Genomic DNA, 14,964 nt, shown 5'->3' on the forward strand with positions numbered 1-14,964 from the left:
AGACGTGGCCGGATCGATCCAGCGCCTACCCGCCAGCGCGTGTCCCGCAACGCGCGCCTCAGCAGAATCCACGAATGAGCCGCTCAGACAGCACCACACCCGCCGCCTTCACCGAGCGCATCGAGGACGTCGATGTCTCCACCGAGATGCAGGGATCCTTCCTCGAGTACGCGTACTCGGTCATCTATTCGCGGGCGCTCCCCGATGCCAGGGACGGACTGAAGCCCGTCCAGCGCCGCATCCTGTACCAGATGAGCGAGATGGGGCTGCGTCCCGACCGCGGACACGTCAAATCCGCCCGCGTCGTCGGCGAGGTGATGGGAAAGCTTCACCCGCACGGCGACACGGCCATCTATGACGCCCTGGTGCGGATGGCGCAGGCATTCACCCTGCGGGTTCCGCTCATCGACGGCCACGGCAACTTCGGCTCCCTGGACGACGGCCCGGCCGCGCCCCGCTACACGGAAGCCCGCCTCGCCGCGCCGGCGCTGGCCATGACTGAGAACCTCGACGAGGACGTCGTTGACTTCGTGCCCAACTACGACAACCAGCTCACCCAGCCCGATGTGCTGCCGGCGGCGTACCCGAACTTGCTGGTGAACGGTGCGAGCGGCATCGCCGTGGGCATGGCCACGAACATGGCCCCGCACAACCTGATCGAGGTCGTCGGAGCCGCCCGCCACCTGCTGGCCCACCCCAATGCCACCCTCGAGGACCTGATGGAGTTCGTCCCCGGCCCCGACCTCCCCACCGGCGGAACCATTGTCGGCCTCGCCGGCATCAAGGATGCCTACGCGACCGGCCGCGGCAGCTTCAAGACCCGGGCGCGCGTATCCGTTGAAGCCATCACGGCACGGAAGGCTGGGCTCGTCGTCACGGAGCTCCCCTACCTGGTCGGTCCCGAGCGAGTGATCGAGAAGATCAAAGACGGGGTCAACTCCAAGAAGCTGAGCGGCATCTCCGATGTCACGGACCTCACCGACCGCACCAAGGGCCTGCGCCTGGTGATCGGGATCAAGACCGGGTTCAGCCCCGAGGCTGTGCTCGAGCAGCTGTACCGGGTCACCCCGCTCGAGGACTCCTTCAACATCAACGCCGTGGCGCTCGTCGACGGCGGGCCGCAGACCCTGGGCCTGCGTGAACTGCTGCTCGTCTACATCGGGCACCGGATCGAGGTCGTCACCCGGCGCTCCGCCTACCGGCTGGCGCGGAGGAAAGAGCGCTTGCACCTCGTGGAGGGGCTCCTCGTCGCCATTCTCGACATCGACGAGGTCATTCAGGTCATCCGCGCCAGCGAGGACAGTGAACAGGCTCGCACCCGGCTGATCGACGTCTTCGATCTGAGCCAGGTGCAGGCCGAGTACATCCTCGAGCTGCGCCTGCGGCGGCTGACCCGGTTCTCGTTGATCGAACTGGAAGCCGAGCGCGACCAGTTGCTGGCCGAGATCACGGCCCTGGAGAAACTGCTGGGCAGCAAACCGGCCATCCGCTCACTGGTCTCCGACGAACTGGCCTCGGTGGCGGAGCGGTTCGGCACCCCGCGCCGCACGCTGCTCACGGAGGCGAAACCGAGCATCGCCGGGGCCGCCGCCAAGCGCCAGGCCGCCATCCTCGAGGTCACGGACAGCCCGACCCGCGTGTACCTGAGCGCCACCGGCCGGATTGCCCGGGTGGATCGTCCGCTCGACGACGCAGCGCTGCCGGATCGGATCACGCCCGCCCAGCGCCGCAGCAAACACGATGCCGTGCTGTCCACGTTGGACACAACCAGCAGAACCGAGATCGGCGCGGTCACCAGTCGTGGGCGGCTGATCCGCTTCTCCCCCGTCGACCTGCCCGTCATGCCCGCGTCGTCCATCCAGCTCGCGGCCGGGGTCAAGGTCAGCGACTACCTGGCCCTGCCCAACCGCGGCGAGTCGGTTCTGGCGCTGGTCTCCCTCGACTCCGATCGATCTATCGCCCTCGGAACCCGGCTCGGAACCGTCAAGCGGGTCACGGTGAATGACTGGGCGAACAAGCCCGACTTCGAGATCATCGCCCTGAAGCCCACAGACGTGGTCGTCGGCGCCGTGCAGGGCTCGGAGGATGACGAACTGGTCTTCATCGCCTCCGATTCACAGCTACTGCGCTTCCCTGCAAGCACCGTGCGGCCCCAGGGACGAACCGCGGGCGGAATGGCCGGCATCAAACTGGCCGCGGATGTCCACGTTGTCTTCTTCACCAGCCTGTCCCCGCAGACCATTGCCACGGCCGTCGTCGCCACGGTCGCCACCGGAAGCCACACTCTCCCGGGCACGGATCCCGGAAGCGCCAAGGTCTCGGACTTCTCCGAGTACCCCGCTAAGGGGCGTGCGACGAGCGGGGTGCGCTCCCAAAGGTTCCTGAAGGGCGAAGACACGATCTCCGTCGCCTGGGTCGGGCCGCTCCCGGCCCGGGCGGTCGGGCCCGACGGTTCTCCGCGCGTCCTCCCCGATTCCGGATCACGACGCGACGCGTCGGGGGCCATGCTCGATTCGGTGATCGGCGCGATCGGGGCCCGGATCGCCTGAGAGTCGTCGTCGCCGTGGTCGTTGTCGGCGCCGGCCCTGCCCCGGTCTCTCCCGCGCCGTTCTGGCGCAGAAGATGCTGGGTTAGGGTGACGGAATGACTCTCATCTCGGATTCGGCCATTCTCGTTGTCGGTGCCTCCGGCGGACTCGGCCGGGAGATCGCCCGGCTGCTCAACGCGGGCGGAGCCCGTCTCATCCTGACCGGTCGCGACCGCACGAAACTGGCGGCGCTCGGCATCCACGGAACCGTGCTCGAGGCCGATCTCTCCGATCCGGCGGCAATCGTCGGTCTCGTCGCCGACGCCGTCGGCGTGCACGGTCGCCTTGACGGTATCGTGAACGCGTCCGGCGTGGTCGCGTTCGGCCCGGCCACGGAGGTGAGCGATGAAACGCTGGCGGAGCTGTTCGCCGTCAACACCCTGGCGCCGATCCGCCTGCTTCGAGCGGCGCGCGCGGCGTTGACCGATTCGGCCGAGCAGGGCCGCGAACCGTTCGTGCTCACCCTCAGCGGGGTCGTGAGCGAGAGCCCGACCGCCAACCTGGCCGCGTACTCCGCCTCGAAGGCCGGCTTGGCCGCCTTCGGCCAGGCCGCCGCCCGGGAACTGCGGCGCAGCGGCATCCGGATCGTTGATGCCCGACCGGGCCATACCGAGACGGCCCTGTCCACGCACCCGATTTCCGGGACGGCACCCCGCCTTCCCTCCGGCTACCCGCCGGCCGCCGTCGCGCAGCGTCTGGTCGACGCCATCATCGGCGGCGAACGAGATCTGCCGAGCACGGCCTTCCAGCTGAAGGACGCCTGACCCCCCGCTCGGCGTTGCCCGCCAGCCGTCAGCCGACCGGGTCAGACGTCGATGCGGTCGCGACTGAGCTTGTCGGAGCTCTCAATGATGAACTCCTTGCGTGGGGCCACGTCGTTGCCCATCAGCAGCTCGAAGACGTTCCCGGCCATTTCGGCATCCGCGACCCTCACCCGGCGCAGCGTGCGGTGCGAGCGCTCCATGGTCGTCGTGGCAAGCTGGTCGGCGTCCATCTCGCCCAGTCCCTTATAGCGCTGGATCGGGTCCTGATACCGCTTGCCGCTCTTCTTCAGGCCGGCAAGGACACCCTGGAGCTCCTGCTCCGAGTAGGTGTAGATGGTCTCGTTGGGCTTGGTGCCCGGGTTCATGACCACGACCCGGTGCAGCGGAGGAACCGCCGCGAACACCCGACCCTCGGTGATCATGGGCCGCATGTAGCGGAAGAACAGGGTGAGCAGCAGCGTTCGAATGTGAGCGCCATCGACATCCGCATCGCTCATGATGATGACCTTGCCGTACCGGGCAGCAGACAGGTCGAAGCTCCGGCCGGAGCCGGCTCCGATCACCTGGATGATGGATGCGCACTCCACGTTGGAGAGCATGTCGGACACGGAGGCCTTTTGCACGTTCAGGATTTTGCCGCGGATGGGCAGGAGGGCCTGGTGCTCACTGTCCCTGGCCAGCTTCGCCGTGCCCAGCGCGGAATCACCTTCAACGATGAACAGTTCGCTGGTGGACACGTCGTTGCTGCGACAATCAACCAGCTTCGCCGGAAGCGAAGAACTCTCCAGCGCGTTCTTGCGCCGCTGGGTCTCCTTGTGCGCCCGCGCGGAGATGCGTGACTTCATCTCGGCCACGATCTTGTCGAGCACGACCGCAGCCTGGGTCTTGTCGTCGCGTTTGGTGGACACGAAACGCTCGTTCATTGCCTTGGCGACGACGTTCGCCACGATGGCCCGCACGGCTGGGGTGCCGAGCACTTCTTTCGTCTGGCCTTCGAACTGCGGCTCCGGCAGTCGCACCGTCAGAACCGCGGTGAGGCCGGCCATCACGTCGTCTTTCTCGAGCTTGTCCGAGCCCATCTTGAGGCGGCGCGCATTCAATTCGACCTGGGCGCGCAGGAACTTTAGCAGGCCGGCGTCGAAGCCGGCCAGGTGCGTCCCACCCTTCGGGGTGGCGATGATGTTCACGAAACTGCGCACGACGGTGTCGTACCCGGTCCCCCACCGGAGGGCGATGTCCACGGTGCAGTCCCGCACCAGCTCCGTGGGAACCATCGCTCCCTTGTCCGTCAGAACGGGGACGGTCTCGGAGAAGCTGCCCTGTCCGGTCAGGCGCCAGGTGTCGGTGATCGGGGAATCCGTCGCGAGGTGGTCGACGAACTCGGAAATGCCGCCGTCGAATTTGAATGATTCGAACACGTGGTCTGCGGTGCGCTGGTCGGCGATGTCGATGCCCAGCCCGGGCACGAGGAACGCCGTCTGCCTGGCCCGTTCGAGCAGCTCCTCGGTTTGGAAGGCCGCACCCTTCGTGAAGATCTGCCGGTCGGCCCAGTACCGGACCCGGGTGCCGGTCACGCCGCGTTTGACCTTGCCGATGACTCGGAGTTCGCTCTGGTTCTCGAATGGGGTGAACGGAGCATCCGGACTCTTCTCCCCCGTGTCGGCGAAGATGCCCGGTTCGCCGCGGTGGAAGGACATGGCCCATGTCTTCCCGTCACGGTCGACCTCGACGTCGAGGCGCTCCGACAGGGCGTTCACGACGGATGCGCCCACGCCGTGCAACCCGCCGGACGCGGCGTAGGATCCGCTGCCGAATTTGCCACCGGCATGCAATTTCGTGAAAACGACCTCGACCCCGGTCAGACCCGTTTTGGGTTCGATGTCCACGGGGATTCCTCGTGCCGTGTCGCGGACCTCCACGCTCTCGTCGGCGTGCAGAACGATGTCGATCCCGCTGCCGTAGCCGCCGAGGGCCTCATCGACGGAGTTGTCGATGATCTCCCAGAGGCAGTGCATGAGCCCCCGCGAGTCGGTGGAACCGATGTACATGCCGGGACGCTTGCGGACCGCTTCCAGCCCCTCGAGGACAGACAGATGGCGCGCGGAATAGTCAGAAGAGCTCACAACTTCCAAGAATACCGACTGTGGCCCCTCGGCCTTTCATCAACACTCCTCGGAGGCGGGCTACGCGGTGAGCGAAATAGCGTCCTCCGGGCTCGATTACCGGGCAGGAGCGTGTTTACATTAAGAACAGCAAACATTGGTATCGCTTGGTATCAGTCTGGAGGAGGAAACCATGTCTCAGATCGCCACCGAAAATGGTGCAGTCGGCCAAGAGAAGGCTCCCCACCAGCTCACCGCAGCGGACCGCTGCGACGCTTGTGGAGCCCAGGCCTACATCCGGGTCGTAGTCAACAACAGCGAATTGTTGTTCTGCGCTCACCACGGCCGTAAGCACCAGGAGAAGCTCGCAGCCATTGCCGAGAGTTGGCACGACGAGTCGAGTCGGCTCCTAGAGGACCAACGCTCCTAGAGCGAACGCACGACGAAACAAAGCTACGGCGCAGGAGCATCACGGATGCTCCTGCGCCGTAGCTTTTTACTCCGCCGTGAGCCCCAGGCGCACCGCGATCGGGTTGCGCGCGGCCCGCGCTATCTCGTCTACCGCCACCGTGTGCGCGCCGGGCGTATAGGCGCGGCCGAGGCGGGCCAGCGCGGAGCGCAGCAGGTGATCGGCCAGGCCGGGATTGCGTGCAAGCACGGGACCGTGCAGGTGGGTCCCGACCAGGTTGCCCATGACGAGCCCCTCGAGTCCTCCACCGTTTCCGGTGCCCGACTCGACCCGGCCCAGAGGCGACGCCTCCGCGCCGACATACCCGCGAGCGTGATTCTCGAACCCCACCAGCCGACCGTGCTTCGTGGCGACGATGACGTCATCCGTGGCCCGGGCGGCCAACGGCACGGCGCGCCCGGCCACGATGCCCAGTCCTTCGATCACTGAGCCGTCCGCGAGCTCGATTCCCCAGCTCAGCAGTTCCCACCCGGTGCCGACAGCCAGAACCGGAACGCCCTCGGTCGTCCAGGTGCGCAGGTGCCCGGTCATCGTCGCCAGGATGTCTCGGGCGGTGACGAGGTCGGAATCCGAACCGGAGCCGATCACCACGGCATCGGCCCGCTCGGGCAGGTCGTCGACCGTGCGTACGTCCACGACGTGCGCATCGATGCCGGCCCACCGGCTGCGCTGGGCAAGAACGCGGGCGTTGGCCGCGTCGCCGTTCGTGCCCAGTAGCTCGGGCAACAGGGACACGATCGTCAGTGCCGTCGTCACTCCTGGCCCTCCTTGTTGCTGGCGAGCCCGAGGTAGGCCCGGGTTCGGCGCATCGAGTCCGCGGAGAAGATGATCGTTTTCAGTCCGGCAGCCGGTTTCGGCAGCGCCAGGAAGTCATCGAGCGCCTGGCCCAGGTCCGGCTCGACCCGCTCGACGATCACGTCGTCATAGGCGAGCTGCAGTGCGATGTCCTGCGCTTTGGATCCGGAGGCGATGAGGACGCGGCCGAGTACCGATGTGTTCACGGGCCAGAAGTAGGACGGATCGCGCACGTCGGAGCCGATGGCGATCAGGATCTGCTCTGTCCCGGGTTCCAGGCTGTCCACGTTGAGCTGGAAGCTGGCCGGATTCTGCACGAGGACGAATTCCACCTGTTGGCCGCGAACGGTGACAATCTCGCCGCGGCCGAAGACGGGCGGAATCGTCGAGATTGCCTCGGCGGCCACCCGGGGGTCGAATCGATCGCCCAGGGCTGCCCGGGCGGTGGCGAGAGCAGTCAGGGCATCCACGGCGTAGTGCGTCCCCCGTGAGGGCAACCCGACGGGGTAGTCCTGCCCGGCGATCGCGATGGTGGCGTTGCGGCCGTCGATGTGGGTCAGGAGCATTCCGGACTCCGCGGGGAGCCGGTCGTGAGCGGTGGCGCTGTAGCCAAGCCCGCGCGGGTTGGCCGCCAGCACCTCTGCGGACACTCCGTACCGGGCAACCGACACTCCGGCGCCGAGTCCCGCGGCGAGATCGGCGAGGTACCCGTCGTCGGCGTTGACAACGACCGTCCCGGTGGCGCGGGCCGCGATTTTCGCGAGCATCGCCGCGACCATGTCGGAATCGTGGAATCGGTCGATCTGGTCCACCATCACGTTGGTCAGGGCGACCACGCGCGGAGCGAGAGACCCGGAGATCAGGGCGCCGTGGCCCTCATCCATTTCGAGCACGGCCATGTCCGCGGCGATCCTACCGTTCAGATTCACCCGCTCGAGGAGAGCGGACGTGAGCCCCTGGCTGATATTGGCGGTGGACTGGTTCGTGAAGACGTCGGTGCCGTGCGCGCGCAGGGCCGCGACCAGCATTTTCGTCGTGGTCGACTTGCCACTCGACCCGGTGACGATGATCAGCCCACCGGGAAAGCTGTTCAGCGTCCGCGGCAGGAACCCGGGGGCGACCCGGTTGACCACGAGGCCGGGGACCGCTGATCCCCCGCCGGGTTTACGCCAACGGGCGAGTATCCGCACGACCCGCCCGAGCAGGATCGCCGGTGCATAGAGCACCGGGGTTCCTATTCGAGGTAGTCGCGTAGCGACTGGGACCGCGAGGGGTGGCGCAGTTTCGCCATCGTCTTGGACTCGATCTGGCGGATGCGCTCACGCGTCACGCCGAACGTGTCGCCGATCTGGTCGAGCGTCTTCGGCATCCCGTCGCCGAGCCCGAAGCGCATCCGGATGACGCCGGCTTCACGCTCGGAGAGGGAATCGAGCAGGCTTTCCAGTTGCTTCTGCAGCATGGTGAACCCGACGGCGTCCGCCGGAACGACCGCTTCGGTGTCCTCGATCAGGTCGCCGAATTCGCTGTCGCCATCCTCGCCGAGCGGGGTATGCAGTGAGATCGGCTCGCGACCGTACTTCTGCACCTCGACGACCTTTTCCGGCGTCATATCGAGCTCGCGGCTGAGCTCTTCCGGCGTGGGCTCCCGACCGAGGTCCTGAAGCATCTGGCGCTGGACCCGGGCGAGCTTGTTGATGACTTCGACCATGTGCACGGGAATGCGGATGGTACGGGCCTGGTCGGCCATGGCGCGAGTGATCGCCTGGCGGATCCACCAGGTGGCGTAGGTGGAGAACTTGAAGCCCTTGGTGTAGTCGAACTTCTCGACCGCGCGGATGAGGCCCAGGTTGCCCTCCTGGATCAGGTCCAGGAACTGCATACCGCGACCGGTGTACCGCTTGGCCAGCGACACGACGAGGCGGAGGTTGGCGCCCAGCAGGTGGCTCTTGGCCCGGGCACCGTCTTTGGCCACCCAGAGCAGCTCACGCCCGAGGGCACTCTTCTTCTCCGCGTCGGTCATCTGCGCCATCTTGTCCTCGGCGAAGAGGCCGGCTTCGATCCGCATGGCCAGTTCGACTTCCTCGGCCGCGTTCAGGAGCGCGACCTTGCCGATCTGCTTCAGGTAGTCCTTGACGGGGTCGGCGGTGGCTCCGGTGATCGCGCTGGAGTAAACCGGGACCTCATCGTCATCATCCACGAGGGAAAGGACGAGGGCGCCGCTGGGCAGGGCCTCGGCGGATGCGGCACGCTTCTTCGCGGCGTCGTCTGAATCGTCGTCGGCATCCGTGTCATCGCCGGGGGCGTGCTCGTCGTGCTCGTCGGCCGCCGGCTTTGCCTTGGCCTTCGTGCTGGCGGCCCGCTTGCGCGGAGCTGGCTTTTCTTCTCCGGCGGCCGCTGCTGCTTCAGCTTTTGCCAGCTTGGCGGCGGCAGCCTTGGTCAGCGGCTTCTTCGCAACAGCCTGTGCGGCACCGGTTTCCGGGGTCTGGCCGACTTCAGCCTGGGCCTCTGCCGGCGTGCTCACGGGGGACTCGTCGCCTGGCTCGTTTTTCTTGCGGGTTGCCATTCGAACACCTCTCATGCCGTGGCGCGGACACCTGCGGCGCTGCCTGGTCTGGTTCAGCCGGGTCGATCGGGCAGAACGGGCACCGGGGGCAGTGTGGATTTTGGGCAGTACTTGGACCCATGTCAAGTCCCGGGAGATTTACATTGACACTCATGTCGCTGTTCCCCGGACCAGAAAGGGCCCTATTGACAATTATTGCATGCTTTGTGTATGCGGCAAGCCAGCCGCGCCTATTCAGGTCGCCGTCGTCGGCGCCATGCACGAGCCAGTCCAACCCAGAGCGGAGCCACCTCGATCCCCTCTTCGCGCGACAGCTGGCTACGGGTGCGTGTCCTGGTCCGCAGGAGGAAGACAACCCCGATCCCCACGACCAGAAACTGCACGGAAAAAGCGAGACGGAAGGAATCGAGTGAGTAGAGATCACTCGCCGCTCCCCCGGAAACGCGCCAGGAGTCCTGAAGGTCCAGCAGCAGCCCGACCAGGTAGACCATGACGAAGCTGGCCGTGAACCCGCCCACGTTGACCACCCCGTTCGCCGAGCCGTGGCTGCGCTGGGGATTGAAGGTCCGGGCGAAGTCGAAGCCGATCAGCGAACCCGGCCCTCCGACGCCCAGGGCCACCAGCAACAGCACGATCAGCCAGAATGGCGGCTGCCCCGGCCAAAGCAGCACGGCAGCCCAGGCAACCGCCATGACCGTGACGATGCCGAGCACGATGTTGCTACGGCGCAGCGGGTACCGCGCCGTGAGGATTCCGAGGACCGGACCGAACACCATTCCCGCACCGACCAGGACCATCAGCATCGCGGCGGCGAGGGACGGGTCGTAACCGAGCCCGTAGACCATGAATGGGAAGCCCCAGAGCAGTGTGAAGACCGTGCCGGCGGACTGGGTGACGTAGTGCGACCAGAAACCCAGTTGGGTTCCCGGCCGCTTGAAGCTGTGTTTGAGCTGGGCCAGTGCCTCACCGAGGCTGGTGGGCCTCAACCGGTCGGACGTGCCGGCCGGCTGGTCCCGAATCACCACGATGCCGACGACCAGGGCAACCAGAGCGACGGATGCGGCCGAGAGGAATGCGGGTGTCCACCCCCAGATGTGCAGCACCCAGGCGAGCGGGACTGCCGAGAGCACCTGTCCGAGCTGACCGATGTTTCCCAGCCACTGGGAAAGCTGCGGAACGCTGCGACCGGTGAACCAGGATGAGATCAGCCGGATCATGGAGATGAAGATCATGGCGTCCCCAGCGCCGACAAGGATGCGGCCGACCACGGCGATCGAGATGCTCGGGGCGAGCGCGAGCGTGACCTGTCCGGCGGCCATCAGAGAGGTCCCCGTCAGCACGAGCACCCGCGGCCCGTAGCGGTCGATCAGGACACCCACCGGAATCTGGGCGGCCGCGTAGACCACGAGCTGGACCACGGCGAGGCTGGACAGGAGCGCAGCCGAACCGCCGAAACGGTCGGTCGCCGCGACGCCGGCAATCCCGAGAGACGATCGCTGGAGGACAGCTGAGAGATAGGCGAACGATCCGACGGAGAAGACCAACCAAGACCGACGCGAGTTCATTGCCCCTAACTTACCCGCGCTCGGGGCTGCTCCCGCACGGTCCGGCCTCCTCGAGCTCCGACGGACAGAAGCCTACGCCGTCGGGTCAGGCGAGTGTGCCGTCGTCCCTGCCGCGGCGGGTAGCGAGGAAATTCTCCAATTCCGCCGCGATTTCGTCGGCGCTCGGGAGCTCGCCGGACTCGTCCGTCAGGGGCGAACGCAGCGTGCTGCCCTCCATATAAGCGTCATAGCGTTCTTCGAGTGTGCCGACCAGCTTGGCCAGCTCGGGGTTGTCGTGAACCTGCTCGTCGATCCGGGCCACGAAATCGCGATTCTGCTCGCGCACCTGATCGGTCGGGAAGATCAAACCCGTCGACGCGCTCGTGCTCTCGAGTGCGGACAGTGCGGCCGCGGGGAACTCGGTGTCCGCGAGATAGTGGGGCACCAGGAGAACGAAACCGACGACGGTCGCGCCACTTTCCTGGAGCCGGAACTCGACCAGGTGCAGGGCGTTCGCGGGGACCTGCGTGTGCGGGCGCCACACCGACATGCTCTCGATCAGGTCGGAGCGGTTGCCGCTGACCGTGACTCTGATCGGACGCGTGTGCGGCACGGGCATCGGGATGGCGTGCACCCAGGTGGTCGAGGCCACCGTGAATCGACGCACCAGCTGAAGTACCGCGGCGGTGAACTGGTCCCAGCGGAAGTCGGGTTCGTACCCGGCAAGGAGCAGGAAGGGCTGGCCGATCTCGTCCCGGGCCAGGTAGAGCCGGAGAGCCGGCGGCTGGTAGCCGGTGAGGTGGTCCTGATCGAAGTAGATGATCGGGCGGCGGGCCCGGTAGTCCAGAAGGAGGTCAGGGTGGAAGATGGCGATGACGGTGTGCTCTAGCGTTCCGAGCAGGTACTCCGTGAACTGGGACACCGCTCCCCCGGCATCCGCGAACCCCGTCAGACCCGCGACGAGGTGGAGCCCCTCCGGGACGTTCTCGGCGTCCGCGGTCAGCTCGTAGAGGTCACCAGGATCACGCATGTCGTTAACTCTAAACGTCAGAAACGGAGGCGGGGAGGAATCGACGCTCGGGCCGTGATGCCCAGAGCGAACACGGCCGCGGCGGACGATCCGCGTACCATCGGAAGATGACTGCTCCCCGTCTTACCCTGTCCCCAGCACCCGCCATCGAGTCGGATGCCGACGTCCTCATCGTCGGGGCGCTCCAATCGGGCGACACCGCAACGCTCTACGCCGACCCGGCCTTCGCCGGCCTCGCGGAGATTCTTTCCAGCCTCGACATCACCGGCGCCCGCGACCAGGTTGTCCGCCTGCCTGCATCGATCGGCAAAGCCCGCAGTATCGCCATTGTCGGCATCGGCACGGAAGCCACCGCGGACGCCCTGCGCCATGCCGCGGGATCCGCGGTTCGCCAGCTCACCGGCGTTGCCTCCGTCGCATTCGCCTTCCCGACCCTGACGGCGGAGGGGGCCGAGGCTGTACTCGAGGGCGCAGCGCTCGGTTCGTATTCGTTCACCGCCTACCGTCAGAATTCGCTGGCGGCCACGAAGCTGCCGGCTCAGGAGATCACGGTGCACACCGGCGTCGGCGCGGACGGCGCGGTCGACCGCGTGGACGCGATCACCGAGGCCGTCGGCCTGGTCAAGGACCTGGTCAACATGCCCCCGTCAGACCTGTATCCGGACTCGCTCGCTCGCCTCGCGGTCGAGGCGGCAACGGGCCTCCCGGTCACCGTGCGCGTGTGGGACGAGGAACAACTGGCCGCCGACGGTTTCGGCGGGATCGCCGGCGTCGGCCAGGGATCAACCCGACCGCCCCGGCTCGTCAAGGTCAGCTACTCACCGGAAGGCGCCACGCAGCACCTGGCGCTCGTCGGCAAGGGCATCACGTTCGACACCGGCGGACTCTCCCTGAAGCCGCCGGCGTCGATGGTGGGCATGAAGTACGACATGACGGGCGCGGCCACAGTGCTCGCCGTGACTCTGGCTGCGGCCCGGCTCGGCCTGGGCCTGCGCATCACCGCCTGGCTCTGCATCGCCGAGAACATGCCTTCCGGGTCGGCCATTCGCCCCAACGACGTTCTGCGCATCCGCGGTGGACGCACGGTCGAGGTACTGAACACGGATGCCGAGGGCCGCCTGGTCCTCGCCGACGGCCTCGTCGCGGCCGGAGAAGAAGGCCCGGACGCGATCGTGGACGTCGCGACCCTGACCGGCGCCGCCCTCGTCGCCCTCGGCACGCGGTACTACGCCGCCATGGGGCAGGACGCGCTCGTCGAGCGCGTGCTCGCCGCCGGCAAGTCGGTCGGCGAACTGATATGGCCGATGCCGCTCCCCGAGGAGCTGCGCGCCACTCTGAATTCCGACGTCGCAGACATCGCCAACGCCAAGATCGGCAGCAGCCACGGCGGAATGCTCCTGGCCGGAGTCTTCCTCCAGGAATTCATCGGCACCCGCGGAGTGGGCGAATCCGCGGAGACGATCCCGTGGGCGCACCTGGACATCGCGGGACCGGCACACAACACCGGCAGCGCGTGGGGCTTCACGAATGCCGGCCCGACCGGAATCTCGGTCAGGACACTGCTGCGCCTGGCCGAGGACTTTTCGCGCCCGTAGTACAGTCGAGTGGGCGAGAAAGCTCGCCCACTCTTCGCCTGCCCGGATGCGTCATCTCGCGTCGGGCGGATCGGGTTGTGATGCATAAGGGAGTATCTGGGTGTCGGAACAGAATTTTGACCTTGTCGTTCTCGGCGGCGGAAGCGGCGGTTACGCGGCTGCATTGCGCGCCGTTCAGCTGGGCCTCACGGTTGGTCTGATCGAAAAGGACAAGCTTGGGGGCACCTGCCTGCACGTCGGTTGCATCCCGACGAAGGCGCTGCTGCACTCGGCCGAGGTGGCCGACGTCAGCCGCGAGGCCGCCAAATACGGCGTCAAGACGCAGTTCGAGGGCATCGACATGCCCGCGGTGAACGCGTTCCGCAAAGGCATCGTGGCGTCCAAGTACAAGGGGCTGCAGGGACTGATCAAGTCGCGCGGCATCACCATGATCGAGGGCGAGGGCCGCCTGGTCTCACCGAACACCGTGCAGGTCGGCGCAGACACCATCGTGGGCAAGAACGTCATCCTGGCAACGGGCTCCTACTCGCGCTCTCTGCCGGGACTCGCCATCGGCGGCCGCGTCATGACCAGCGAGCAGGCGCTCGAACTCGACTTCGTTCCCCAGAAGGTCGCCATTCTCGGCGGCGGGGTCATCGGCGTCGAATTCGCCAGTGTGTGGAAGTCCTTCGGAGCGGAGGTCACGGTCATCGAGGCGCTGCCCCACCTGGTTCCCAACGAGGAAGAGTCCATCTCCAAGCAGTTGGAGCGCGCGTTCCGCAAGCGCGGCATCGAGTACTCCCTCGGGGTCCGGTTCCAGAGCGTCACCCAGCACGAGAACGGCGTCGTCATCACCCTGGAAAACGGGACCGTCATCGAAGCGGAGATCCTCCTCGTCGCCGTCGGACGTGGCGCGGCGACTGCCGGACTCGGCTTCGAAGAGGTCGGCGTTGCCATGGATCGTGGCTTCGTCCTCACCGATGAGCGCCTCGCAACCAACATCCCGGGTGTCTTCGCCGTGGGCGACATCGTCCCCGGACTGCAGCTCGCGCACCGTGGATTCCAGCAGGGCATCTTCGTCGCGGAAGAAATCGCCGGACTGAATCCGATCGTCGTCGACGACCTGAACATCCCGAAGGTCACCTACTGCGACCCCGAGATTGCATCCATCGGCTACTCGGAAGCCAAGGCGGCCGAGAAGTTCGGCGCCGACCAGATCTCCACCGTTGAGTACAACCTGGGTGGAAACGGCAAGAGCTCGATTCTGGGCACTGCCGGTTCGATCAAGCTCGTCCGGGCCAAGGACGGCCCCATCATCGGTGTCCACATGATCGGCGCCCGGGTCGGCGAACTCATCGGCGAGGGTCAGCTGGTAGTGAACTGGGAGGCTTACCCGGAGGACATCGCCCCGTTCCTGCACGCGCACCCCACCCAGAACGAGGCACTCGGCGAGGCCTTCCTGGCCCTGGCCGGCAAGCCACTGCACGCGTAGCAGCCGAATCTCGGCATTCAGACTCTCAAACTCTAATTACAGAC

11 protein-coding genes are annotated in these 14,964 nt (G+C 66.6%); 5 read left to right on the forward strand and 6 right to left on the reverse strand.

Annotation, left to right across the window (positions count from 1 at the left end):
• Positions 1-74: 74 nt before the first annotated feature.
• Together E3T37_RS00355 and E3T37_RS00360 are read left to right on the forward strand one after the other, a co-directional pair.
• The gene (locus tag E3T37_RS00355) at positions 75-2,549 is read left to right on the forward strand and encodes a DNA topoisomerase (ATP-hydrolyzing) subunit A (RefSeq protein WP_134364876.1); all 2,475 of its coding nucleotides are present in this window, start codon (positions 75-77) and stop codon (positions 2,547-2,549) included.
• Between the two features lie 94 nt (positions 2,550-2,643).
• Complete coding sequence (locus E3T37_RS00360) at positions 2,644-3,351, forward strand: SDR family oxidoreductase (protein ID WP_134364877.1); 708 nt, start codon at positions 2,644-2,646, stop codon at positions 3,349-3,351.
• Positions 3,352-3,392: 41 nt separating this feature from the next.
• Here the strand turns inward: E3T37_RS00360 and E3T37_RS00365 are convergent, their stop codons facing one another.
• Positions 3,393-5,474 (reverse strand): type IIA DNA topoisomerase subunit B, encoded by a 2,082-nt coding sequence (locus tag E3T37_RS00365; protein ID WP_134364878.1) that lies wholly within the window; start codon positions 5,472-5,474, stop codon positions 3,393-3,395.
• Positions 5,475-5,646: 172 nt separating this feature from the next.
• Here E3T37_RS00365 and E3T37_RS00370 point away from each other — a divergent pair, with 172 nt between their 5' ends.
• Positions 5,647-5,883 carry a hypothetical protein gene (locus E3T37_RS00370; RefSeq protein WP_134364879.1) on the forward strand — a complete coding sequence of 79 codons (237 nt, stop codon included), beginning with the start codon at positions 5,647-5,649 and terminating at the stop codon, positions 5,881-5,883.
• Positions 5,884-5,949: 66 nt separating this feature from the next.
• On the opposite strand, the gene E3T37_RS00375 is transcribed toward E3T37_RS00370, so the two are convergent.
• From E3T37_RS00375 to E3T37_RS00395, 5 genes are all read right to left on the reverse strand, one after another.
• A complete protein-coding gene (locus E3T37_RS00375; RefSeq protein ID WP_134364880.1) occupies positions 5,950-6,678 on the reverse strand; it encodes a type 1 glutamine amidotransferase in 729 nt (242 codons plus the stop codon).
• Positions 6,675-7,943, reverse strand: coding sequence for a MurT ligase domain-containing protein (locus tag E3T37_RS00380; protein ID WP_134364881.1), 1,269 nt, complete (start codon positions 7,941-7,943; stop codon positions 6,675-6,677). The genes E3T37_RS00375 and E3T37_RS00380 overlap by 4 nt, the downstream gene beginning before the upstream one ends.
• Positions 7,944-7,951: 8 nt before the next feature.
• Positions 7,952-9,280: an RNA polymerase sigma factor gene (locus tag E3T37_RS00385; RefSeq protein ID WP_134364882.1), complete on the reverse strand. Its 1,329-nt coding sequence runs from the start codon at positions 9,278-9,280 to the stop codon at positions 7,952-7,954.
• A 230-nt stretch (positions 9,281-9,510) separates the two neighbouring features.
• Positions 9,511-10,845 (reverse strand): nitrate/nitrite transporter, encoded by a 1,335-nt coding sequence (locus E3T37_RS00390; RefSeq protein ID WP_134364883.1) that lies wholly within the window; start codon positions 10,843-10,845, stop codon positions 9,511-9,513.
• An 85-nt stretch (positions 10,846-10,930) separates the two neighbouring features.
• Positions 10,931-11,854 (reverse strand): proteasome assembly chaperone family protein, encoded by a 924-nt coding sequence (locus E3T37_RS00395; protein WP_134364884.1) that lies wholly within the window; start codon positions 11,852-11,854, stop codon positions 10,931-10,933.
• Between the two features lie 107 nt (positions 11,855-11,961).
• On the opposite strand from E3T37_RS00395, the gene E3T37_RS00400 reads away from it, so the two are divergent.
• Both E3T37_RS00400 and lpdA read left to right on the forward strand, forming a co-directional pair.
• Positions 11,962-13,449: a leucyl aminopeptidase gene (locus E3T37_RS00400; RefSeq protein ID WP_134364885.1), complete on the forward strand. Its 1,488-nt coding sequence runs from the start codon at positions 11,962-11,964 to the stop codon at positions 13,447-13,449.
• A gap of 100 nt (positions 13,450-13,549) precedes the next feature.
• Complete coding sequence (gene lpdA / locus E3T37_RS00405; protein ID WP_134364886.1) at positions 13,550-14,920, forward strand: dihydrolipoyl dehydrogenase; 1,371 nt, start codon at positions 13,550-13,552, stop codon at positions 14,918-14,920.
• Positions 14,921-14,964: the final 44 nt, after the last annotated feature.

Origin of the sequence: Cryobacterium sp. TMT2-10 (genome assembly GCF_004403075.1) — a bacterium.
Taxonomy (GTDB): domain Bacteria; phylum Actinomycetota; class Actinomycetes; order Actinomycetales; family Microbacteriaceae; genus Cryobacterium; species Cryobacterium shii.